Consider the following 24,955-nt stretch of genomic DNA (forward strand, 5'->3'; position numbering starts at 1 on the left):
TCAATTTTGTCTAGATTAATCCTCAAGTTTTCTTTCACCAAGCCATTTCACCATGTTTGGGTCTCTGTGATCGAAAAAGCTGCTACTCCTCGTATCGAGACTTTTAATTGACTCCATCTCTTCAATGGTCAAGGTAAAATCAAAGATGTTAATGTTCTCTGCCATCCTTTCTTTATGTACTGATTTAGGAATGGCAATTACACCACGCTGTGTGAGCCAGCGAAGCACAACCTGTGCAATGGATTTATTATACTTTGATCCAATTGAATTCAAAAGTTCATTTGAAAATACGTTGTTCTTGCCCTCTGCAAATGGTCCCCAGGATTCTATCTGAACATTGTTTTTGTCGAGAAAATTTTGTGTTTCTACTTGTTGGTGGAAGGGGTGTGTTTCGATCTGGTTTATTGCAGGACGAACATCATTATGAATAATCAAATCTATCAATCTGTCCGGTTGAAAATTACTAACCCCTATGGCACGAATTTTACCTTCCTTATACAAATCTTCCATTGCCCTCCATGTTCCATACACATCACCATAGGGCTGGTGAATAAGGTAAAGATCCAGATAGTCAAGTTGTAGCTTTTCCATGGATTGTTCAAACGCTTTCTTTGTCCCCTCTAATCCGTGAGATTGTATCCATACTTTAGTTGTAATGAATAATTCTTCTCTTTTCACACTACTACTCTTTATAGCCCTTCCAACAGCTGCCTCATTCATATAAGACTGAGCGGTATCAATCAATCGATATCCGGTTTCAATTGCATCTCGCACGCTTCTCTCGCATTCGGCCAAATCCGGAACCTGAAATACCCCAAAACCCAGAACCGGCATTTTCACCCCGTTATTTAAAGTTAACGCCTGCATATCCTATTCTCTTTAAAGTACAAATATCTTACCATTACTATCGATCAGGGAAGACATATTACGGTTTGTTCTACCATTATTACTGATCATGGGTAATTGAATAACAGGTAAGCAGATATCTTGATAAGTTTGTGTATTAAACGCATTAAATTGGAACAGATCATCAATTTTGACACTATTACGAAATACAACGATTTCAACAAAAATGAAACTAAGCACCCATTGGTAAGTATCGTTGATTTTTCAAAAGCGGCCCCCCGCCATGGCGGCTTTAAGGCTCTATTTGGGTTTTATACCGTTTTCCTGAAAGAAGTGAAGTGTGGGGATTTAGTCTATGGAAAAAATAATTATGACTACCAGGAAGGCACACTCGTTTTTTTGGGGCCTGGGCAGGTTTTAACAGCAACCTACAGCGAAGAAGCTTATCAGCCAAAAGGTTGGGGTTTAATTTTTCACCCAGACCTGATAGTGGGAACCTCTTTAGGTCGCCATATTCATGATTATTCCTTTTTTGGTTATGAAACAAGAGAAGCATTGCATTTATCGGAAAGGGAAAGAAATATTGTACTCGAAAGTTTTCAAAAGATCGATTATGAACTTGAACATGGTATCGATAAGCACAGCAAGAAACTTATCATTGCCAACATCATATTGTTCCTGGACTATTGTACCAGATTCTACGATCGCCAGTTCATTACCCGTGATAACGTTCACAAAGGAATTTTAGAAAGATTTGAAGAATTGCTTGGCAGTTATTTCAATTCGGATAAGCCATTTACCCTTGGTCTGCCATCAGTAGCCTTCTGCGCAGAAGAATTAAATCTATCTCCCAATTATTTTGGCGACCTGATAAAGAAAGAAACCGGTATCACTGCACAGGAATTCATTCATACCAAAATCATCAATATCGCTAAAGAAAAAATTTTCGATATTAATAAATCAGTGAATCAGGTTGCATTCGAGATGGGTTTTAAATATCCACAACACTTTTCGAGGTTGTTTAAGAAAAAAGTAGGAGTTTCTCCTAATGAGTATCGATCGCTTAATTAGCATATCCACTCAAGAAAAAAACTTGGACCTTGTACTAAACTGTTGCAAGTACACCAAGAAATGAATGGCGGAAAGAAGACAATATCTAACTTGTAGGAACTGCTTGAAAAAGCTTGAAAAAATTAGTGAAATGTTGGTGTGAGGGAGCTTGGACGAAAAGAGAAGATTACACAAAACCTTATTTCCAGAGGGTATACTCTTTGATGCAGAAAATCACCAATATCTAACTCGCAAAATCAATTCCTATGTTGAGTTAGTAAATAGATCATAATGATTTGTGAAGGCAAAAAAATAGGATTTTCCAATGAAACCATTGAAAAATCCTATTCTGTAGCGGGATCGGGAGTTGAACCCGAGACCTTTGGGTTATGAATCCAACGCTCTAACCACCTGAGCTACCCCGCCGGGTATGTAAATTTTCATTTACGGGGTGCAAATATAGGGGTTCAGGCTTAGTATGCCAACAATTTTGCGATCCTATTCGCCACTGTATTGGCATTGGGTAACATGGCTGCTTCCAGGGCCAGATTGATGGGCACCGCTGGCAGATTCAGAGATCCTGATACCTCTACCCGGGCATCCAGGAAATGATAACAATGATTGCTGATTCGCAGGGCCAGGGCTTCTGCAAAAGAATTATTCTGCTGTTCTTCACTCAGCACCAGCACTTTGCCGTGTTTTTTTACCAACTGGTATATCTGCTCCTCATCCAAAGGATAGAGTGTACGCAGATCGAGCACTTCTACCTGCCCCGGGAAATTGGCCGCTGCGGCTTTTGCCCAGTAAACGCCCATGCCATAGGTAATCACACAAACAGTTTCTCCTCTTTTTATTTTTCCGGGATCGGCTGCCATTACAATATTGGCTTTGCCCAATGGCAATATATAGTCTTTGGACGGCTCGATGGTTTTGGCCTCTTCTGTACCAGGCACTTTACTCCAGTATAAGCCTTTATGCTCCAGCATTACTACGGGATTGGGATCATGATAAGCCGCTTTTAACAAGCCTTTCATATCTGCCGCATTCGATGGATATACAATTTTAATACCCTTTACTGTTAACAGGGTACTTTCTACGCTGCCACTATGGTATGGGCCACCTCCTCCATAAGCGCCAATGGGCACCCTTAATACCATACCCACCGGAAATTTTCCGTTGGAGAGATAACAGGATTTAGACAGTTCAGTCACCAATTGATTAAATCCAGGATAGATATAATCTGCGAACTGCACTTCCACCATGGGTTTCATACCCAGAGCAGACAATCCGGCTGTTGAACCAACAATATAGGCTTCCTGTATAGCCGTATTAAATACCCTGTGCTCACCAAATTTATCGGCCAGCGTTGCTGCTTCACGAAATACACCCCCCAGGCGGGCACCTACGTCCTGCCCATATAAAACAGCTTCAGCATGATCTTCCATCAGCTCCTCAATGGCATGAAGAGCGGCATCTACCATCAATACTTTTTCAGCATTTTTTGGTGAACGCTGTCCTTTTTCTTCTTTTACCGGCGTTGGTGCAAATACATGGTCTTCCACCGTTTTCGGATCCGGTTCCGGCGATGCCTGTGCCCTTGTAAAATCTGCTATTACCTTTTCCTCGGCTTCTTTTTCGATGGCACTGATCACATGTTCGGCTATACCCAGGTCTGCAAGTAATAACCTTAGTTTGGGCAAGGGATCATATGAGCCATGTTTTAAGAGGTCTTCCCTGCTTCTGTAAAACTCTTTTCGTACCCCACTTGTATGATGCCCTAACAGGGGAACTTTTGCATGTACAAGTGCGGGTTTTCTTTCCGTGCGGGTATATTCTATGGCTTCTGCCATGGTTTCATAGCTTCTGATAAAATCACTTCCATCACATTGCCATCTTTTTAATCCCTTAAACCCTGCTGCAAAATCATATGCATTCATGGCTCGCACTTCTTCTGCCGATGCACTAATGCTCCACTGGTTATCCTGTACGAGATAAATGATGGGTAATTGTTTGAGCACAGCAAACTGCATGGCTTCACTCACTTCTCCTTCGGTTACACTTCCATCACCCAGTGAACATACTACAATGGGTAATTGTCCGTTTATGGTGTGCAGTTTTTCGCTTTGAATTTTTTCGAGGTACTGTATCCCCTGTGCCAGTCCGGTAGTAGGTATGGTTTGCATACCGGTGGCACTGCTCTGGTGAATAATATAAGGACGATTTACATCTCTGCTGCTGGGGTGACAATAATAGGATCTGCCGCCGGAGAAAGGGTCTTCCTTTTTTGCCAGCAATTGAAGCATCAGTTCATATGGTTGAAAACCGATTGATAGCATGATGCTGTCGTCGCGGTAGTATGGGCTTACCCAATCGCAGGCTAATAACTGCATACCTGTAGCCAGTTGAATGGCTTCATGACCGCGCGATGTGGAGTGAACATATTTACATATCTGTCTGTTGGCATCATAAGTATCACACATGGCTTTGGCAGTGGCCATGTATTTATATGCCTGTATTAATATTTCCGGGGTAAGCATCAATCGTAATAACGATTTCTGGCTCTTTTTATTTGATCTCCAGCTCAAACATTTTTTCCTGTCCGAGGTAGCCCTCGAGTATGTCGCCTACAACGCATTCGCCTACGCCGGCGGGTGTACCGGTAAAAATCAAGTCCCCGATATTTAGTGAAAAATACTGCGTAATATGAGCTATGATGTGATCGCAGGAAAAAATCATCTGTGAAGTATTTCCATCCTGTACCAGTTCTTTATTCTTCTGCATAGAGAACTGCAGGGGCGAACGCATGGTATCGGGTTGTAATGGCATCCATTTTCCTACTACTGCAGACTGATCCCATGCTTTTGCTTTTTCCCAGGGGAGGCCTTTTTTCTTGAGTTCAGCCTGAATATCTCTTGCTGTAAAATCAATGCCCACGGTTATAGCATCGTAATAGCGGTGCGCCTGGTGTTCCTGTATGTATTTACCGTTCTTACTTATACGCAATACCAGTTCTGCTTCATAATGCAGTTCATTGGTAAATTCGGGATAATAAAAGGGCGTATTGGGCTGTAGCAGGGCCGACTTAGGCTTCATGAATATTACCGGCTCTTCGGGTACCGCATTACCTAATTCCTTTGCATGGTCGACATAATTCCTGCCAACACAAAAAATTTTCATACACATTGATTTAATATTAACCAGACATCTTTTCGATCACCCGGCCTGAAAAGGGTTGGTGTTTTTCAAAGGATTGAAATGGATAATATTGATCTCTGATAACGTCTAAACACAGATTATATTATAAAAAACTCAGGTTATTTACGGTATTCATTGTTTTTTCGAGCCCGATAGTGGCAAAAGACTCTATAATCTCTACCGATTTATTAATCTTCTCTTGTACCACCGGCTGTTCTTCGGGAAACCATTTACCCAATACAAAATCAACCTGCCTGCCTTTCGGATACTGATTGCCAATTCCGAAACGAAGTTTAGGATACTGGTCGGTACCCAATGTAAGCTGAATATCTTTCAAACCATTATGACCCGCATCAGAACCCGATCCCCTTAACCTGAGTTTACTCAAGGGCAAAGCTAAATCATCTACAATGGTCAGCGTATTACCAATTTCAATTTTCTCCTTATCCATCCAGTATTTAAATGCCTTGCCACTCAGGTTCATATAAGTGGTGGGTTTAATACAGATAAAAGTCCTGCCCTTCCATTTTACTTCCGCAACTTCGGCGAGCCTGTCGAGTTTAAAAAAAGCATTGTGGTGTAACACAAAAGCAGTTACCACATCAAACCCGATATTATGACGGGTATGCCTGTATTCATCACCAATATTGCCCAACCCGACTATCAGGAACTTATTCATAGATAGGACAAAAATAATCAAGAGTTTTATGCAAGACAGAAATAAAAAATAGCGTTTTCGATAAATATCGTTTTAATTTCGGTTACTGTTATTGAACCCCCTGATGAAAATCCCTTCTTTTTTTGATAAAGCCGTCAATATTGGCATACACCCGTCTCTGGATGCTATAGAGCAAAAAAAGACAAGGGTATTGAATTTTCTGGTTTCACTTGGTTTGCTACACAGTGCTGTTTTTATCCTCATCAATTTAGCTGAAGGCCATTACTGGAACGTGGGGCTGCTCACACTCAATATAATGGGAAGCCTTGTTTTCCTGATGGTTAACTATTATAGTTATGTACAAACGGCCCGTATAATCCTGAGTATACTTTCTACTGCCAGTCTTTGTTTGAGTGCTGTTAAATTCCAGAATGGAAACGAATATTACCTCATTACCAACCTTGTAGTCATTAGTTTGATTTTAAAAAGAACATCAGGTATTATATGGCTTTCCCTGTTAACCATTGCTTGCTTTATATTCATCAGGTTTACCGATACAACACCCTGGATGCTGGAACGACTGCCTCATTCGAGGGTACTAATAAATATGACAAGTGCCATGGTACTGGCTTTTGCCGGATTAATCTATTACCGGTATGAGCAGACTCTTTTCGAGCGACAGTTACAACAAAGCCAGTTGACACTTGAGAAAAAGAACAGTGAACTGGAAGAATCAAACACTACCAAAGAAAAGCTCTTTTCTATTATTGCACATGATCTCAGGTCACCAGTTGCCCAACTTAAAAACACACTTGATCTGCTGAACCGGCATTTACTCAAACCCGAGGAATTCGATAAACTGGTTGAACATATTTCATTGCATGTAAAACAATTGCAGGGCGGGTTAGACAACCTCTTACAATGGAGCAACAGCCAGTTGGGAGGTATTGAGGTAAATCAACAGAAGATAGATTTTACAACAATAATCGGACAGGTTATTTCTCTGATGCAGGCTGAGCTGGAAAATAAATCGGTACAAGTCAATATACGATCTGAAGGAGGGCTTATCTGGGTTGATCCAAATCATCTTCAACTGGTATTAAGGAATCTCTTGTCAAATGCGGCAAAGTATAGTTATAAAAACAGTGTGATTGAGATTCATCATTATACCCTGAACCATGAAGTAATGATTACCGTTACCGATGAAGGTGATGGTATGGATACAACTACCCGTGATGCACTGTTCTCTCCAGCTAATATTATTTCGAGAAGAGGCACATTGAATGAAAAGGGAACCGGACTTGGATTAAAACTTTGCAAGGAATTTGTGGAGAAGAATAATGGCCGTATATGGGTAGAAGCCGGAAAACCAAAGGGTACGGTTTTCTTTGTATCCTTTCCTGCGACTATATAAAAAAACAGCCCCGGTAAAATACCGGGGCTGATGAATTTGTTATGAAAGAAATTATTTCTTCTTCTCATCTTTCGCAGCTGTAGCTTCTTCCTGCTTCAACTGACGCGTCATTACCACCGATGCGATGGGAATACGAGGTGAGTTCAGAATTTCCATATTATCTGCTTTCACATCTTCTACACGAATATTACCATTCAGTTCGAGTGTGGTAATATCTACTGTGATGAACTCTTTCAGGTCTTTTGGAAAGCTTTTCACTTTTAATGCCTTCATTTTAGTTACCAGTTTACCACCTTCTTTTACACCCACTGATACGCCGGTGAATTTAAGTGGTAATGTAGCTACTACTTTTTTGTCGTCTACCAGTTCCAGCAGATCAACGTGGATCAATGCATCATCTACTTTATCAAACTGAAGATCCTTCAGGATGCATTTGTAGGTTTTACCATCCACTTTTACCTCGGCCAACTGGAATTCACTTGTGTAAACCAAAGACTTGAAAGCCTTTGCAGGAGCAAAGAAATTGATCTCCTGTGCACCCCCGTAAATTACACCTGGCACGTTTTCCTGAGAGCGAATCTGGCGGGCGGCTTTTTTGCCATGCTCGGTCCTCAGTTGTCCTTCGATTGTAATCGTTTTCATATTAAAAATTTTGGACGGCAAAAGTAGGGGAAAATCTTCGATTTTTAGCTATGAGCTGCGAGCTTCTAGCTGCGAGCTATAGATAAAAAAACAAAATCGGCGTATACTATTGATTATCAATAATATATACCGATTTTACTTTTAGTGTAATTATTCATATTTAGAAGCTATTAGCTAGCTGCTTATAGCTTTCTTACCCCCTGCCTTTCAACTGAGAGTGAATAAAGAGACTGGTTATACTTTTATTCTCGTAAGCATTCCGAATGGCTATGGCGAAAAGGTCGGCTACTGAAATAACTTTTATTTTCGGCGCCTCATGTTTTAAGGGAATGGTATCGCAAACTACCAGTTCTTCAAGTACACTGTTTTCTATGTTCTCGTATGCTTTTCCGCTTAATACCGGGTGGGTAATCAGGGCCCGTACGCTTCTGGCACCTTTTTCTTTTAACAGGCCGGCTGCTTTGGCCAATGTTCCGCCGGTATCGCATATATCGTCTACTAAAACAATATCTCTGTCGGCAACATCTCCGATTACCACCATGCTGGCTATTTCATTGGCTCTTTTCCTGTGTTTATCGCAGATCACCATTTCTGAGTTAAAATAACTGGCAATTTCTCTTACGCGATTGGTACTTCCTACATCGGGTGCTGCAAAAGTGAGGTTCTGCAATTTCAGTTGTTCTATGTACGGAATAAAGATGGCTGAGCTATCGAGGTGATCTACCGGCACATCAAAAAACGCCTGTATTTGAGCGGCGTGGAGATCCATGGTTATAACCCTGTCCGCTCCGGCTGCTTCCAACAGAGTTGCTATAAGTTTGGAGCCGATTGCAACCCTTGGTTTATCCTTTCTATCCTGACGGGCAAAGCCATAATAAGGTATTACTGCAATGATTTTATATGCGCTGGCACGTTTGGCTGCATCAATCATTAACAGTAGTTCCATCAGGTTATCGGTTGGCGCATAAGTGCTTTGAACCAGGAAAACATAATCGCCACGGATACTTTCCAGAAAGATAGGCTGGAACTCTCCGTCGCTGAATTTCTGGATATTGATTTTACCGATGGGTGCACCAAAACGTTGCGCGATTTTTTCTGCCAGCTTCTGAGAGCCAGTGCCGGAGAAAATCTTGACAGATGGATTCATAATCGAGGGAATATGCGGCGAAGATAGAGATTAGGTTAAGAAATTATGATTTGAAAATTTCAATTTTTTTACCATGGAAAAAAATACCATCAAAGAATGGGCTTCTGATGATCAGCCCAGGCAAAAACTACTCACGAAAGGAGTGGAAAACCTTAGTGATTCTGAATTACTGGCCATCCTCATTAATCACGGTATTCCCGGAAAATCAGCACTTTCGCTGGCCAGGGAATTGCTCCTGCACTGCAAAAACGACCTGAATATCATGGGTAGTATGTCGGTACAGTCAATCTGCAAGCTGCGTATTAAAGGATTGGGTGAGGCAAAAGCCATTTCTATTACCGCTGCACTGGAGATTGGCCTAAGAAGGCACCAGTTAACGGTAAAAAAAGATATTATTAAAAGCAGCCAGGATATTGCCGAATTTCTGCGGGCCAAGCTGGTTCATAAAGCGCAGGAAATATTTGCCATTTTACTGCTTAATCGTGCCAACAGGGTAATTACAATGGAAACTGTAAGTGAAGGAGGTATAACGGGTACTGTGGTCGATATCCGTATTATCCTGAAAAAAGCTGTTTTACATGATGCGGTATCTATTGTTTTATGTCATAATCATCCAAGCGGCAACCTGCAACCCAGCAGGGCTGATGAACTTATTACCCAAAAAATAAAAGAAGCGGCGGCCCTTTTCGATATAGGCCTGCTCGATCATATTATCGTAAGTGTCGATGGCTACTTCAGTTTTGCCGACGAAGGCAGGTTGTAATAGCAGGATAGAAATGAATGTGGTTCATCCCGTGCATACAAATCCATCATTACCATCCCGGATTATGCCTGAGCGGTAGGGCCCCCAAAGTTCATAGGAATCTCAATATGTTCAAGGTCTTGTATATCGCCATTGGCGGCTTCAAACCTTGCTATGTTTTCCTCCAGTGCTTTCATAAAACGTTTGGCGTGCATGGGGGTAAAAATAATTCTTGATTTCACACGGCTCTTGGGTGTACCCGGCATTACGTTTACGAAATCAATCACAAATTCAGCGTTGCTGTGGGTTATAATAGCCAGGTTAGCGTATTCCCCTTCTGCCATTTCTTCGCTGATTTCAATATTCAACTGGTTATTGGGTTGTTGTTCCATATCATTATTTAAAGAAGACAAAAATAGGAGAAAAAGGCTGTCAATCTATGTGGCCTGTTTTATATCAGCTGTCAAAAGAAGCTCCGTTTATTAAAAAGAGAAGGCCGGTAAGAATACCGGCCGTTCTCATGTGCATGATAAACTATAAAAACTGAAAACGAGTGACTATTGATTCAATTTTGAATGTACAACATTTTCCGATTTTTCAGCACTATTTATCCCACCAAACTTTCGCACTCATTGAGTTTGAATTATACGTTGCAGCAGCACTTGCATAGTTGGTTGGATTGTATAATGGTTCATTAGAACCATAAGGAATCCTTCTTGGAACTGCAGTAGCAGAACCCGGAACAGGAGTCATAGCAGGGAAGCCTGTTCTGCGATATTCTGCCCATCCCTGGTTACCGTCAGGAAAGTAAGACAACCATCTCTGTTCAGCAATTTTCTGTACATCTGAAGCCAGACCTGTTAAAGCAATATCGGTCTGGGCGAGATAAGTTGCAATTGTTGCAGTATTGGTAATACCCCAACGGTTAAACTCTGCGGTAATACCATTGGCATACTGGGTAGCTGCTACTTCTGTTGTCCAACCCAATCTTGCGCCTTCTGCGCGAGCCAGGTACACTTGTCCGGCTGTCATCAGGTACATAGGCAGGGTTTGAGGAGTTGCAGTAAACCCATACAGGAAACCAAATGTTGGATTAGCAGTTTGCCAGGCCAACGCATCGGCACGTGTCATTCCATAAGGGAAGCCTTTTGCATTGCTTGTATACACATTGATGCGTGGATCGTTTTTAGCAGTCAGTTGATCTGTAACTGTTTTACTAACAGCAAAGTCAAAACGCTGCGTAACCACATAATAGTTATAGATAGGGTTACGATAGTTACCACCAGGATAAACGATGGCTGCATTATCGGCATTGTTATCAATTACACCAGCGGCAATGGCGGCTGCAAACTCGGCTTTACCCAAAGTAGCATTGGCCTTCGACATACGGAGTGCAATTGTAGCAATTAAAGAATTGGCAAACTTCTTCCATTTGGTAGTATTACCACTGTACATGATATCGCCCTGAATGGTCAGGCCGCCATCAAATTGTGCAGCAGCTTCTTTCAGTTCTTTAATCAGGTCGGGATAAATCAGCTCTTGTTTATCATAAGCGATTGTTCCTTTACCTTTTAAAGCTTCAAAATAAGGAAGGTCACCATAAGCATCTGTAAGCATCCAGAAATTATATGCTTTCAGGATACGGGCAACGGCAATCTGGTTATTATTTGAACCAAACTGCGCTGCAGCTGCCTTGGTAGCAGGATCTGTATTTACATTGATGATATTCTGAAGATCATAAAGGTCTCCGGAATAAATTCCATCCCAGTTAATAACGGGCTGTGCATACCTGGAGATATCCGTATACTGGGTTTCAGACATGTACTGACAGTACAGTCCGGCAGTGGTATTGATACCACCGCCCCATACGTTTCCACCTGCACCGGCCAGCACATTGGTGAGCAGTGCCGATGTAATAGGAATGGTGGTTGCATTCGGGTTACGGTTGATATTTCCGAAATCATCAATACCCTTACTACAACCCGTCAACAAGGTTGCAAAAACCCCTAATGCCATTGCGGCTCTTTTAAAATTCACTTGTTTCATATAAATGATATTTAAGGGTTTTAGAAATTAAGTTTTAAGTTAAATCCGATAGAACGTGAACCTGGCAGGTTACCATCTTCACCAAATACACCGCTGATTTCAGAAGGATCAAAGTTTTTGGTATCGCGGTAGATAAAGAACAGGTTACGTGCAATCACTGATACAGATGCACCCTGGAACACTTTTCCAAATTTGCCCAGTTTCTGGGTTGGAATAGCATAACCAAGACTCAACTCACGGAGTTTCACAAAAGTGAGGTCATGTACAAATGGTTCAGCAATTTGCTGATAGTAGAACTGGTGGAAATAATCGTAAGCATCTACATATACATCTACTGGTGTTTTACCATCAGCAGCATCAACACCTCTTACACGAACACCACCACCTGAAGCAACCGGGTCACGAACAGGATTTCCTTTATCATTTTTACCAGCAGTTGTATTCAACAAACCAGAGAAAGTACCCCACTGCTCAGAGAGAGAGAAGAATTTACCACCCACCTGGTAATCAAATGTGAGACCCAGGTTCCAGTTTTTGTAGGTAATAAAGTTCTGCAACCCACCAGTAAGTCTGGGCACAACTGAACCCCAGTCTTTGGTTGCATCAGCCTGGTACCAGCCCAAACCGCCACTGAAACCGTTGGTAGTAATTAATGGCTGGCCATCAGCATTACGCTTGATACCACCACCTCTTAACATACCCCATTGCTGACCCACAAAATGGAAGGCCCTGGCAAAACGTGTTCCGAATGAACCACCTGATAAAGTAAAGCTTGTTAAACCAGGAGCCAGTGCCTGTACTTTATTATCTAAGATATAAGCAACTGTTTTATTGATTTCCCAGCTCAGGTTTCTTGTTTTGAGAACGCTTACACCCAATTCAACTTCAAGACCTGAACGGGTAACACGGGCAGCGTTGATGGTTTGTGAAGTAAATCCACTCACACCACTTACAGTTACACCCAGTGGTTCATCTCTGTTATCTTCATTATAGTAAACGATATTCAGACGAACCTTGTTCTTGGCAAAACGTAAATCAACACCCGCTTCCCAGGTGGTTGTTAAAGCACCACGCAGGTTTGGATCAGGTGAACCGTTTGGAGTTGACATCAGGAAGTTGCTTCCCCATAACAATGCATTTACTGAGTAGTTCAGGTTAAGTGCATATGGTCCGAGGGTTTTTGGTTTTTTACCCCATGAACCAAATACTTTACCAAAGCTCAACCAGGAAATTTTCTTGGTGAACTCACTAAATACAAACGAAGCACCTACAGACGGAGATAACAATGAGTTATTTCCTTTGGGCAGTGTAGAGAACCAGTCGTTACGGAATGCCCATGTTAAACTGAGGTATTTCTTATACTCTACATCACCAAATGCAAACAATGAATTTGCCTGCTGATCTGATCTTGTATTGGTAATGGTAGGTGTTGTTTTCGAGTTGCTGATAGCATACAGGTCCGGTACATTCAAACCGGTATTGGTATTGGCAGCTACAGCCCTGTTACGGATGTTCAAACGGTTGGCACCCACATTCGCAGTAATATCAAGGTCTCCAAATTTCTGCGTGTATGTAGCCACACCTTCAAAGTTCCACTCGTTGTTCACGGTATTGCTTGTACCATAGCTGGCGAGCAAACCTGTTTGTCCACCAGAAACTTCCAGTACACTTGGTAGAATGTTCTCCACGTTTCCACCAAACTGATCTTTACGGATGGCTCCTTTGAATTTGAAGTGTTTAGAGAATTTAACAGTCAGGTTCAGATCACCATATAACCTGTCTCTTCTCTGTGTGAGATCAATATTCTGGAAATAGGTGAATGGATTGTACCAGTAGTTAGCAGCATACACACTGTTTCTTGGCGCAGCAGCACTCCATGAACCCGGATTACGACGGAAGTTCCATGAGGCAAAAGTTCCGATAGGTGTTTTTAACCCTGATAGTTCACGCATGATATCAATATCAAGATCGCGGTGGAACCACTGACTAAAATTACCTGCAGAGTTGTTGGCATATCCATCAGAGAAATCACCACTGATCTGCTGATTGGTATAGTTAAGGTTGGCACCCAGGGTAATATACTGACCCATATCCATGCTGAAAGAAGTATTCAGTGTATGTCTGAGCGACTTACTGTTCTCCAGCATACCCTTGATGTTCTGGTTGGTATAAGAAACACGAAGATTGGTTCCGGCACCATTACTATGTGTAAAACTTACATTCGTGTTAGATGTTACACCTGTGTTCCAGAAATCTTTGGCGTTATTGGGCTGAGCCGTAAAGCTGGCTGTTTTACCAGAACGTGCATGACCGGGTATAAAAGCATACCAGGGAATATATTCTGAGCCATCGATTTTCGGACCCCATGAAGCATCATCGGTAAAATCGCGATAACGTTTACCATTGAAGGCCTGCCATTCTGTTGGCATACCGGCTACGTAGTTAAATGTTAACCAGCCACCATCACCACCACCATACTCATTCTGGTACTGTGGCATGAAAACAGCTTTATCAAAAGTAACCGACTGATTTACTTCTACACCCACACCTTTGGCTCTGGCGCCTTTTTTGGTACTGATGACAATAGCACCATTACCGGCACGGCTACCAAATAATGCTGTAGCGTTCGCACCTTTTAATACAGTGATATCTGCTACATCATCGGGGTTAATATCAAAAGAGTTGGTGATTGTACCATCTACAACATAGATAGCTCCCACATCACCCAGAGAACCACCACCACGAATACGCAGGAAACCCTGATCGTTCAGCTTGGCAGAAGACTGGCCCCTGAACTGTACACCGGCCACTTTACCAGCCATTGCATTGTTCAGGTTTGGCTGACGAATAACATTCAGTTTTTCATCGCTGATTACCTGTGAACTAAATGGCGTAGTGCGCTGTGATTTTTTTACACCGAAGGCACTGGTTACAAATACTTCTTCCAGTTCGCCAGCGAGTGTTTTGATAACGATGTTCTGGTAAGTAGAGGAAGCAGTAAACTCATAGGTTTCGTGCCCAATGGCCGAAACCGTAACTTTTGCTCCCTGTTTTACTCTTAAACTGAATTTACCGACATCATCGGCTTTAACGGCATTGGTACTGCCTTTTTCCTGAATAGTGGCATTTGGTATGGGGCCTCTGTCGTCAGACACTTGACCCTGTACCACCACTGTTTGCGCAAAGCTGGATAGTGTCCACAGCAAAGCAGCAGCTAACAGTGTTAGACTTTTTCTCATGTGCGTTATTTTAGAATGAAGAATAATTGTTAAAAGCATTAACAATTTCTAAGTGTTAAGGTAGGAATCTTTTTGTTCAACCGTTCAAAATAATTCTGTTTTCTTTAACATTTATCCTAAAACTATTGATTATTAGCTACTTGTGCGAAAAAAATGGTAATATGTAAAAAAAGGAAACTATATTTAAATATTTATAACATATAGTTAAACAGATCGCGTTTTACCAGAAAACCTGATTTTATTCAATCCGGCGAATTCTCCTTCTCTCCCTCATTCACCGATTAAACTGGTTATTTTTTTAGTAATATTCAAATACTTCTTCATACAATCTTTCTTTTTATGGTTGAAAAAGGAAGTCCTGCTGTATTTAAATACTTTTGCAGCATGTTAGTATTAGATGGCAAAATTGCAGCAGCAGCAGTAAAAGAATCACTGAAAGTAAAAACGGCAGCTCTGGCCGCCAATGGTAAAAGAAAACCCCATTTAGCAGCCATTTTGGTAGGTAACAACGGCGCCAGTGAAACCTATGTGGCCAGTAAAGTAAAAAACTGCGAGGAAACCGGGCTTGAATCAACACTGATACGACTGGAAGAAAACATCAGTGAATCGGTATTGCTGCAAACTATTACCAGTTTAAACCTTGATCCTGCCATCGATGGCATACTTGTACAGTTACCATTACCAAAACAAATCAGCGAACAAAAAGTAATTGAAACCATCGACCCCGCAAAAGATGTAGATGGCTTTCATCCGGTGAACGTAGGGAAACTGGTTCAGGGACTTTCTACCTTCATTCCAGCTACACCTTATGGTATCATGCTTATGCTGGAACATTTTAATATTCCAACCAAAGGCAAACATGCAGTAGTAATCGGCAGGAGCAATATTGTTGGCCGACCAATGAGTATTTTACTGAGCAGTAATCTTAAGCAGGGTAACTGCACGGTTACCATCTGTCATTCGCATACACCTAACCTGAAAGAACTTTGCCTGCAGGCCGACATTATTGTAGCTGCATTGGGCAAACCAGGTTTTGTTACTGCCGATATGGTAAAACAAGGAGCAGTAATTATTGATGTAGGTATTACGCGTGTAGAAGACAGTACCGCAAAAAAAGGATTTCGCATTAAAGGCGATGTAGCATATGAAGAAGTAGCCACCAAAGCATCTGCCATTACACCGGTACCCGGCGGTGTTGGATTAATGACGATTGCCGGCTTACTTAAAAATACCATGCAGGCTTATGAAGAAAGAGTTGATAGACGATAGACCATGGTCCATAGTCCATGGACTATGGTCTCTTAATCCAAACTAAAACTTATACCAATCAGTACCCATCAACAACATACCACTACATTACCAGTTATGGAAGCATTCTATACCCTGCAGGGTGAGGGCTTTCATCAGGGTCGGGCAGCTTATTTTATCAGGTTGGGCGGCTGCGACGTGGGTTGTGTGTGGTGCGATGTAAAAGAAAGCTGGGATGCGGCTAAACATCCGCTTATAACTATTGACGACATTGTAGCTGCTGCGGCTGCATTCCCGGGAAGACTGGCAGTAATTACCGGTGGCGAACCACTTATGCATCAGTTGGATGAACTGACTACAGCATTACACAAAGAAGGTTTTGAAACAAATATTGAAACATCGGGCTCTTCGCCGCTAAGTGGCCATTGGGACTGGATCTGTCTATCACCCAAAAAATTCAAAGCACCATTACCTGAAATAGTTCCGCTGGCAAATGAATTGAAAGTGGTGGTTTTTAACAAACATGATTTTGAATGGGCTGAAACATATGCAGCACTCGTACATCCCCAATGCAAGCTTTACCTGCAGCCCGAATGGGATAAAGCATCGGTAGTAACACCTTTGATCATTGACTATATCAAAGCCCATCCGCAATGGGAACTCAGCCTGCAGGTACACAAATACATCAACGTTCCATAATAAAAGAATTTTAACAAGCTGCTCCATTGTTTTTTCCGAACTTTCAAACGTGAAAAACCGGAATATCATCATCGGTCTGCTGACCTTTTTTATTGCGCTCAACGTTACAGCACAGGGATATGATCCTGATAAAGTTAAACCCAATGCGCTTGCACGTTATGAAGAAGCTATCAGCTTACTAAAAGATGGCGACACGCGCAATGCAGTGCCTGTTTTACTGGATTGTATTACTATCGATTCCAATTTTATTGATGCCTATTTATCGCTTGCAGGGGCCATGGGCGAACTGAAACAATACCAACGTTCTGTTGGTCTGTATCAAAAAGCAAAATCAAAAGACCCGGTCTATTTCAATGTATATCATCTCCCCTATTCCATCAACCTTGCCGGGTTGGGCATGTTTGAAGAAGCACTCTCTGCAGTAAATTCTTTTCTATCCATTCCCAACCTGAGCGAGCGTGGAATTAAAAGTGCCCAATACCGGAAAGCAACTTATCAGTTTGCCATTCAGTATGCAAAGCAGCATCCGGTAACCGATTACCAGTTTGCACCGATAAATTTAGGGGATAGTGTAAACGGACCACGATCAGAATATTATCCATCTGTTACGGTAACCGATAGTTTACTTGTGTATACCCGGAGAACAGGTGACCAACGTGAAGATTTTATGCAAAGTTCCATCACCAACAAAAGTTTTGGCAAAGCTTCACTTATTGAAGGTGACATAAATATTGAACCATTAAAAGGAGCCATTACAGTTTCGCAGGATGGTGAATGGTTATTATTTGCGGGCAATTTATCGGGACCGGGTTTAGGAGGATATGATATCTATCTCTCACAATACACTCCACAGGGATGGAGTGAACCACAAAATTTAGGTAATACAGTGAATACCGAATTCTGGGAAAGTTCACCTGCATTGAGCCCCGACAAAAGAGTACTTTATTTCAGTAGCAATCGTCCGGGAGGTTATGGTGGAAGAGATTTGTATATGTCTGTTCGCCAACCCAATGGTCGCTGGTCACAGGCTGTTAATATGGGCCCGTCTATAAATTCTGCCGGTGATGAACTGGCTCCTTTTATTCATGCCGATAACCAGACGCTTTTTTATACATCCGATGGTTTGCCGGGATATGGTAATTCTGATCTTTTTGTACTTCGTAAAAATGAAAAAGGAGAATGGGGCGCGCCTGAAAACTTAGGTTACCCAATCAACACCATAGAGAATGAAGGAAGTTTGGCCGTATCGGCCGACGGCTTAACCGCATATTATGCCAGCGACAGAAGTGATAGCCGTGGCAACCTTGATTTGTATAGTTTTCAGCTTCGTCCCAATATTAGACCCAATCGAACTTTATATGTGAAAGGAAAAGTAACAGACGCAAAAACCAAACAAGGCATTCCTTCCACTGTTGAGTTAACAAACAATAACAGTAACCTGGTATTGATGAAAGTGCAGACCGATGAACTGGGAGATTATCTTGTAACACTACCTACTGGAAAAGATTATACATTCACAGTAAACAGGAAAGGGTATTTATTTTATAGTGAAGTATATGCATTGAACCGGAAAGAAGCCGACAGTACCTATAAAAAAGATATTGAACTAAACCCTGTTCAGATAAATGCCAGTTTTGTTTTCAACAATATTTTATTTGCTACCAACAGTTTTGAATTACCAGCAAACGGGTTGGTTGAGCTTCAGCAATTGGTACAGGTATTACAGGATAACCCTACGCTGAAAGTAGAAATCAGTGGTCATACCGATAATACCGGAAATCCGAAAGATAATCTTACACTTTCCACCAATCGCGCAAAAGCCATTGTTGATTATTTGATGGGTAAAGGAATTGATCATACACGTTTATCTTACAAGGGTTATGGCGATACACAACCCATTGCCGATAACAATTCAGAAAGCGGGAGAGCGAAGAACAGAAGAACAAGTTTTACGGTTACAAGTTTGTAATCAATATAAAGACCTAAGATAAAAATTAGTTCTTAAGTCACTCAGTAATCGCTCAAATTCTAATGCTCCAATCGGTGTTCCTTTTTTGGGCTTAATTAGTTTTCTGGTTTCAGGTTCTATCCGTTCTGCAATGATTACCGATCTGATGTGGTGACTCCATGTTTCTTGCGCCAATACAAGGCCGGGCAAACCAGTAAATCCATACATAGACACCGCATAAGGCAAGGCAGGTGCATACCAGAAATGTGTTTGTCCTGCTTGTGTCTTATTAACAGGCACCGCTTTATAACAGGTATAGCCTAAAATCACCATCGAATCTTTTAATAAATCAAATTGTTGTGCTCGATAGGTAGCTTCAACCTGGTACCTGCCTGCATTCCATGGCTGAGATTGCCTGAATTCTTTTTTTAACCTGAAATCGATATACAGGTTATGAGAGCGAAAAACAGAGCCAAGCGGGTTTTCATTCCTTTCCCTTTCTTTTTGATAAGCGTGAATATAGGCAGCTGTATCTGTAACCACCAACTCATAGTTTGGAGCGGGATGAAACCGATGCTTTTTTATAAACGAAGAAATTTGGAATGAATCATTATCTGTTAAGTAACCCGATATATATCGTACAGCAAATGGTGGTTGCTGATTTTGCGCCTGAAGGCGGGCACAACCAACAATAAAAATTATTATAAACAAACAGCGCATTGAAAATCGTATTAAGAATACAATAATATGATTTTAGCGTAAAAATCTACGTATAAATACCTGATTTCTGTATTGGTAAAATCAAGACATTGTCGGGATGTATACACAGGAACATATCTATCTGTTATCACTTACCAGAGTGCCCGATCTGGGAAATATCCTCTCCAGGTTATTACTGGAACATTTTGGTTCTGCCACTGCCATATTCAATGCCAGGTTAAAAGAACTGGCTGTAGTAGATGGTATTGGTGAATACAGAGCAGGGCAAATAAAAAAATTCAAAGACCACCATGGTTCTGAAACTGAATTAACGGCTATTGCTGATAAAAAAATACAGCTGCTTTTTATCACTGATGAGGAATACCCGAAAAGATTACGCAATTGTGCAGATGCCCCCTTATTATTGTTTTACCGGGGTCGCGCAAACCTTAATCATACCAGAACCATCAGCATTATTGGTACCCGACACCATACAGAATATGGTCGATGGGCTACAGAACAGCTTATACGAGATTTATTGCCTTATCAGGTGATGATCATCAGCGGGCTCGCTTATGGCATAGACGCTATTGCACATAAAACTGCTTTACAACAACAAATTCCAACCATTGGTGTACTGGCACATGGTTTTCAGACCATCTATCCCAGGTTACACCGTTCGCTGGCGCAGGAGATGATTGAACAGGGTGGATTACTCACAGAATTTTTATACCATGAGTTACCCGACAGACATCATTTTCCTCAACGAAACAGAATTGTAGCGGGAATGGCTGATGCTACCATTATTATAGAAACGGCCATCAAAGGAGGCAGTATGATTACGGCCGATCTTGCCTTTCAATATAACCGCGATGTATTTGCTTTACCCGGTCGCATCAACGATTTTAGAAGCACCGGATGTCTGCAGTTGATAACCGACAATAAAGCAACGGCATTCATTAACACTACACAGTTTCTGGAGACTATGGGATGGCTCGAAATAAAAAAGAAAAAAACTACAGAGAAAAAATTATTCTATGACTTGACCACGAATGAACAAATTATTTTATCACTCCTGCAAGAGCATGACAGTATGCATATAGATGAAATTTACCTCAAAAGCCGGCTCAGCAGTTCCGAATTAGCCGCCGCCATATTAAATCTTGAGCTACAGAATATTATTATTCCGCTTCCGGGGAAATATTACAGGGTGAGCTAATAGTTGATGGTTAATAGTCCATGGTCCATAGTCAATGGAGTTACTATGGACTATGGACCATGGACTATTAACCATACCCCAAATCATTTTTTGGACTCAATATACCTGCCACACTATCTTTGCACATGGCAACAAGAAAATCTTCTCCCCGTAACACCGCTGCCGCTTCCAGGCTATTTGGCGAAGGGCTCACCTTCGATGACGTACTGCTGATGCCGGCTTACAGCGAAATACTTCCCCGCGAAGTTGATATCCGTTCCCAGTTAACAAAAGCTATTACGCTCAATGTACCCATTCTGTCCGCGGCTATGGATACCGTTACAGAAGCCGGTTTGGCCATTGCGCTGGCACGTGAAGGCGGACTTGGCATTCTGCACAAAAACATGAGTATTGAAAAACAGGCAGACCAGGTTCGTAAGGTAAAAAGGAGTGAAAGTGGCATGATCATCGATCCGGTTACACTGCTGGTAGATGCCACCATCGGCGATGCATTAAAGCTGATGAAAGAAAATAAAATTGGTGGTATTCCTATTGTAGATGCGGGGCAGAAACTGGTGGGTATTCTCACCAATCGCGACCTGCGTTTTGAAACAGATAAAAAAAGAAAGGTAAAAGAAGTGATGACGAAAGAAAACCTCATCACTGCACCTGAGGGTACCGATCTGAAAAAAGCTGAGAAAATATTACGCTCTTATAAAATTGAGAAATTACCTGTTGTGAATAAACAGGGTAAACTGATTGGACTGATTACTTACCGCGATATTCTTCAGTTGCGCAATTTCCCCAATGCGGTAAAAGATAATCTGGGTCGCTTATTGGTAGGTGCTGCATTAGGCATTACCCGCGACTTAATGGATCGTGCCGCCGCTTTACAACATGTAGGCGTAGATGTGGTAACACTCGATAGTGCTCACGGACATAGCAAAGGCGTTATGGAAGCTTTGAAAGCTTTGAGAAAGAATTTTAAAAGCCTACAGATCATTGCAGGAAATGTAGGAACGGCAGAGGGTGCCAAAGCATTGGCAGAAGCAGGTGCCGATTGCGTGAAAGTAGGTATTGGTCCTGGTTCCATTTGTACTACCCGTATTGTTGCGGGCGCAGGTGTACCACAGTTAACCGCCATCATGGAAGCCACCCATGCATTAAAGACAAAAGGTATCCCCGTAATTGCCGATGGTGGCATTCGTTATACAGGCGATATGGTAAAAGCGCTTGCAGCAGGGGCCAATATGGTCATGATGGGAAGTGTATTTGCAGGTGTTCAGGAAAGTCCGGGTGATACCATTATTTATGAAGGCAGAAAATTCAAGGAGTACCGCGGCATGGGTAGCCTGGGAGCTATGAGCCAGGGCAGTGGCGACCGTTATTTTCAGGATGTGGAAGATGATATCAAAAAATTTGTACCTGAAGGAATTGAAGGTCGCGTAGCCTATAAAGGCAACCTCAGTGAAATTATTTACCAGTATGTAGGTGGACTCAGAGCAGGTATGGGTTATTGTGGAGCCAGAAATATCAAGGCATTACAGCAAGCCACTTTTGTAAAAATTACAAATGCGGGTATGAAAGAAAGCCATGCACATGATATTGATATCACAAAAGAAGCGCCGAACTACAGTCGTAAGTAAAAAATAATACAGCCATAAAAAGAGCGTCCCTTTTATAAGACGCTCTTTTCTTTTTTATTCCGAACTTAGGCTCTAAAATTTCCGGTTTGAAAAAATCAGTCCTCTTATTAAGCATCACAAGCGGGTTATTGTTATTTGCCGCATGGCCTGTATCGCCATTACTGCCTTTGATTTTTATTGCATGGATACCTTTACTGATGGTTGCTGAACGCGCCCGTACCGCTTCTGGTTTTTTTGGCCTTTCCTTTCTTGCATTGCTGATCTGGAATAGTGGCACTACCTGGTGGATGTGGAACTCAACCGATATAGGTACCATCGCCGCCATTATGTTCAACAGCATGCTGATGACTTTTCCATGGTGGGGTTATTTTCATATAAAAAAGAAAGGAAAAAATGCAGGTTATATTTCACTTATTGCTTTCTGGATGTGTTTCGAATATATTCATCACAACTGGCAACTCAGCTGGCCATGGCTCACATTGGGTAATGTGTTTGCATCTTATCCCGACAGCATTCAATGGTATGAATACACAGGTGTACAGGGGGGAACTTTATGGGTGATACTCGTTAATATTTTATTGTATGAATTATGGCTGTCGTATCAACAGAAATCCTTCAATAAAAAAATGGCATTGAGTGTATTATTCTTACTGGCTTCTCCTTTACTGATCGCTTATTTATTGAAACCAACACTATCAAAAGAAACGGGCACTGATAATATAGTAATCGTTCAGCCAGATATAGACCCCTACGGTAAATTCAATGCTGGTACAGGCGCAGAACAAATTCAATCGCTACTCAACTTAACCAAAGAAGCCATCGACAGTAATACAAAAATGGTTATCTGGCCCGAAACAGCCATGAGTATTGCAGACTGGCAAAGCAATATCGGTAACAACCTCTATTATCAGGCAGTGTTTGAATTCAGCAGACAAAATCCATCGCTCAGTCTTGTTACCGGTATTGAAACATTTAAAAACTATGGCACAGAAAAAATAACAGCTACTGCCAGAGAAGCCGGTGACGGCACTTACTATGATGCATTCAATGCTGCAGTACATATTCGTAACGGGCAGGCTCTTTCTTTTTATAATAAAAGCAAGCTGGTGCCTGGTGTAGAATCATTACCTACATTTCTCAATTTCCTGGCACCTGTTTTTGAACAGTTTGGTGGTACAACGGGTGGGTATGGAAGATCTGAATCGGCTGCCACATTTTCAGCAACAGGAAATAACTATATCGCCGCTCCCATTATTTGTTATGAAAGTGTATATGGTGAATATGTTGGAGAATATGTTAAGAAAGGGGCGAACATACTCACCATTATGACCAATGATGGATGGTGGGGTAATACACCGGGGCATAAACAACATTTACAATATGCCCGGTTAAGAGCCATTGAAACAAGAAAGTGGGTAGCCAGAAGTGCGAATACAGGCATATCAGCTGTAATAGATCCAACTGGTTCTATCCGTGACAGTAAACCCTGGCATAAAATGAGTACCATTAAATATGCGGTACCGGTGGTAAGCGGAGAAACTTTTTATGTACGATGGGGTGATTATTTATACAAACTGGCATCACTCATCAGTATTTTATTTATTCTTTGGAAAATAAAAGACCGTTTCACAAACAATAAAAAATGATTCAGAAAAGCTGCAACTGGTCTGGTGGTACACTGCATTATAAAATATATGGTGAAGGCCAGCCCCTGGTTTTATTACATGGCTTTGGCGAAGACAGTAGTATCTGGAACAGGCAGGTTGCCCTTTTACAGCATCATTGCCAATTAATTATTCCTGATTTACCCGGAACGGGGAACTCATTGTGGTCAATAGTGAAAGGTGAATGGTTAATGCCCAAAGGACTCCGGTTGGAGGCGAATGAAGAGCAGCAAACCAATTCACGCCTCACGTCTCACGTTTCACCTGTCACGCCTTCTATTGATGATCTCGCCGACTCCATTTACCACTTACTAATACAAGAAAACATTTCTTCCTGCTATCTACTCGGTCATAGTATGGGGGGATATATTACACTGGCATTTGCAGAAAAATATCCCAGATTGCTCAGAGGTTTCGGGTTGATTCATTCTACTGCATTTGCAGACAGTGAGGAGAAGAAAAAAAACCGCATGAGAGGTATTGAACTCATGGAACAATATGGTGGATATTCATTTCTCAAAACAACCATTCCCAACCTTTTCGGTGAAGCATTCAAAAAAAATAATCCTGAAGCTGTTGAACAATTGATTAAACAGGCCGCCGGTTTGTCTACCCCATCATTACAGGCTTACTATTATGCCATGATGAACCGCCCCGACAGAACAGAGGTATTAAAAAGCAACCCCTTGCCTGTTTTATTCGTTATGGGTACTGAAGATGTAGCAGCACCATTGAATGATGTATTACAGCAAACGCATCTTCCATTAATATCGTATATTCATATACTGGACGGTGTAGGACATATGGGCATGTGGGAATCAACTGAAAGGCTCAATGAATTACTTATTTCATTTATTCATCAATAGTTCACCTC

20 protein-coding genes and 1 tRNA gene are annotated in these 24,955 nt (G+C 41.7%); 10 read left to right on the forward strand and 11 right to left on the reverse strand.

The window, feature by feature from the left end:
- Positions 1-15 precede the first annotated feature (15 nt).
- Positions 16-867, reverse strand: coding sequence for an aldo/keto reductase (locus KXJ59_RS11870; RefSeq protein WP_295204859.1), 852 nt, complete (start codon positions 865-867; stop codon positions 16-18).
- Positions 868-1,017: 150 nt separating this feature from the next.
- Here KXJ59_RS11870 and KXJ59_RS11875 point away from each other — a divergent pair, with 150 nt between their 5' ends.
- Entirely contained in the window at positions 1,018-1,917 is a 900-nt protein-coding gene (locus KXJ59_RS11875) for a helix-turn-helix domain-containing protein (RefSeq protein WP_295204861.1), read from the forward strand.
- Between the two features lie 331 nt (positions 1,918-2,248).
- Here the strand turns inward: KXJ59_RS11875 and KXJ59_RS11880 are convergent.
- The 4 genes from KXJ59_RS11880 to pth all read right to left on the reverse strand — a co-directional run bounded on the left by KXJ59_RS11880 (position 2,249) and on the right by pth (position 5,770).
- Positions 2,249-2,322: transfer RNA gene (locus KXJ59_RS11880), tRNA-Met, on the reverse strand.
- A 47-nt stretch (positions 2,323-2,369) separates the two neighbouring features.
- Entirely contained in the window at positions 2,370-4,481 is a 2,112-nt protein-coding gene (locus KXJ59_RS11885; protein ID WP_295204863.1) for an alpha-ketoacid dehydrogenase subunit alpha/beta, read from the reverse strand.
- Complete coding sequence (locus tag KXJ59_RS11890; RefSeq protein WP_295204865.1) at positions 4,462-5,073, reverse strand: fumarylacetoacetate hydrolase family protein; 612 nt, start codon at positions 5,071-5,073, stop codon at positions 4,462-4,464. Before KXJ59_RS11890 ends, KXJ59_RS11885 begins: the two co-directional genes overlap by 20 nt.
- A 121-nt stretch (positions 5,074-5,194) precedes the next feature.
- Complete coding sequence (pth, locus tag KXJ59_RS11895) at positions 5,195-5,770, reverse strand: aminoacyl-tRNA hydrolase (protein ID WP_295204867.1); 576 nt, start codon at positions 5,768-5,770, stop codon at positions 5,195-5,197.
- 103 nt (positions 5,771-5,873) lie between these two features.
- Here pth and KXJ59_RS11900 point away from each other — a divergent pair, with 103 nt between their 5' ends.
- On the forward strand, positions 5,874-7,163 hold the full coding sequence (locus KXJ59_RS11900; protein ID WP_295204869.1) for a HAMP domain-containing sensor histidine kinase: 1,290 nt from the start codon (positions 5,874-5,876) through the stop codon (positions 7,161-7,163).
- Between the two features lie 51 nt (positions 7,164-7,214).
- Here KXJ59_RS11900 and KXJ59_RS11905 read toward each other — a convergent pair whose 3' ends face one another.
- Together KXJ59_RS11905 and KXJ59_RS11910 are read right to left on the reverse strand one after the other, a co-directional pair.
- Positions 7,215-7,805 (reverse strand): 50S ribosomal protein L25, encoded by a 591-nt coding sequence (locus KXJ59_RS11905; RefSeq protein ID WP_295204871.1) that lies wholly within the window; start codon positions 7,803-7,805, stop codon positions 7,215-7,217.
- A 193-nt stretch (positions 7,806-7,998) separates the two neighbouring features.
- A complete protein-coding gene (locus tag KXJ59_RS11910; RefSeq protein ID WP_295204873.1) occupies positions 7,999-8,952 on the reverse strand; it encodes a ribose-phosphate pyrophosphokinase in 954 nt (317 codons plus the stop codon).
- Positions 8,953-9,025: 73 nt separating this feature from the next.
- Here KXJ59_RS11910 and radC point away from each other — a divergent pair, with 73 nt between their 5' ends.
- Positions 9,026-9,715, forward strand: a complete 690-nt coding sequence (gene radC / locus KXJ59_RS11915) for a DNA repair protein RadC (protein ID WP_295204874.1) — start codon at positions 9,026-9,028, stop codon at positions 9,713-9,715.
- A gap of 62 nt (positions 9,716-9,777) precedes the next feature.
- On the opposite strand, the gene KXJ59_RS11920 is transcribed toward radC, so the two are convergent.
- The 3 genes from KXJ59_RS11920 to KXJ59_RS11930 form a co-directional block, all read right to left on the reverse strand.
- On the reverse strand, positions 9,778-10,086 hold the full coding sequence (locus KXJ59_RS11920; protein ID WP_295204876.1) for a DUF3467 domain-containing protein: 309 nt from the start codon (positions 10,084-10,086) through the stop codon (positions 9,778-9,780).
- A gap of 211 nt (positions 10,087-10,297) precedes the next feature.
- On the reverse strand, positions 10,298-11,740 hold the full coding sequence (locus tag KXJ59_RS11925) for a SusD/RagB family nutrient-binding outer membrane lipoprotein (protein ID WP_295204878.1): 1,443 nt from the start codon (positions 11,738-11,740) through the stop codon (positions 10,298-10,300).
- A gap of 20 nt (positions 11,741-11,760) precedes the next feature.
- On the reverse strand, positions 11,761-14,979 hold the full coding sequence (locus KXJ59_RS11930) for a SusC/RagA family TonB-linked outer membrane protein (RefSeq protein WP_295204880.1): 3,219 nt from the start codon (positions 14,977-14,979) through the stop codon (positions 11,761-11,763).
- A gap of 384 nt (positions 14,980-15,363) precedes the next feature.
- Between KXJ59_RS11930 and KXJ59_RS11935 the strand changes: the two genes are divergently transcribed.
- The 3 genes from KXJ59_RS11935 (at position 15,364) to KXJ59_RS11945 (ending at position 18,895) form a co-directional block, all read left to right on the forward strand.
- Complete coding sequence (locus tag KXJ59_RS11935) at positions 15,364-16,248, forward strand: bifunctional 5,10-methylenetetrahydrofolate dehydrogenase/5,10-methenyltetrahydrofolate cyclohydrolase (protein WP_295204882.1); 885 nt, start codon at positions 15,364-15,366, stop codon at positions 16,246-16,248.
- Positions 16,249-16,344: 96 nt separating this feature from the next.
- Positions 16,345-16,926, forward strand: a complete 582-nt coding sequence (locus KXJ59_RS11940) for a 7-carboxy-7-deazaguanine synthase QueE (protein ID WP_295204883.1) — start codon at positions 16,345-16,347, stop codon at positions 16,924-16,926.
- 49 nt (positions 16,927-16,975) lie between these two features.
- The gene (locus KXJ59_RS11945) at positions 16,976-18,895 is read left to right on the forward strand and encodes an OmpA family protein (RefSeq protein ID WP_295204885.1); all 1,920 of its coding nucleotides are present in this window, start codon (positions 16,976-16,978) and stop codon (positions 18,893-18,895) included.
- Here KXJ59_RS11945 and KXJ59_RS11950 read toward each other — a convergent pair whose 3' ends face one another.
- Positions 18,896-19,594 carry a GLPGLI family protein gene (locus KXJ59_RS11950; protein WP_295204886.1) on the reverse strand — a complete coding sequence of 233 codons (699 nt, stop codon included), beginning with the start codon at positions 19,592-19,594 and terminating at the stop codon, positions 18,896-18,898. It abuts the gene before it with no gap.
- A gap of 97 nt (positions 19,595-19,691) precedes the next feature.
- Here KXJ59_RS11950 and dprA point away from each other — a divergent pair, with 97 nt between their 5' ends.
- The 4 genes from dprA (at position 19,692) to KXJ59_RS11970 (ending at position 24,947) form a co-directional block, all read left to right on the forward strand.
- Complete coding sequence (gene dprA / locus KXJ59_RS11955) at positions 19,692-20,792, forward strand: DNA-processing protein DprA (protein WP_295204888.1); 1,101 nt, start codon at positions 19,692-19,694, stop codon at positions 20,790-20,792.
- A gap of 125 nt (positions 20,793-20,917) precedes the next feature.
- On the forward strand, positions 20,918-22,417 hold the full coding sequence (gene guaB / locus KXJ59_RS11960) for an IMP dehydrogenase (protein ID WP_295204890.1): 1,500 nt from the start codon (positions 20,918-20,920) through the stop codon (positions 22,415-22,417).
- Positions 22,418-22,503: 86 nt separating this feature from the next.
- Positions 22,504-24,063, forward strand: coding sequence for an apolipoprotein N-acyltransferase (lnt, locus tag KXJ59_RS11965; RefSeq protein WP_295204892.1), 1,560 nt, complete (start codon positions 22,504-22,506; stop codon positions 24,061-24,063).
- Positions 24,060-24,947, forward strand: coding sequence for an alpha/beta hydrolase (locus KXJ59_RS11970; protein WP_295204894.1), 888 nt, complete (start codon positions 24,060-24,062; stop codon positions 24,945-24,947). Before lnt ends, KXJ59_RS11970 begins: the two co-directional genes overlap by 4 nt.
- The last annotated feature ends 8 nt before the right edge of the window (positions 24,948-24,955 follow it).

This window comes from Sediminibacterium sp. (genome assembly GCF_019264485.1).
GTDB lineage: Bacteria > Bacteroidota > Bacteroidia > Chitinophagales > Chitinophagaceae > Sediminibacterium.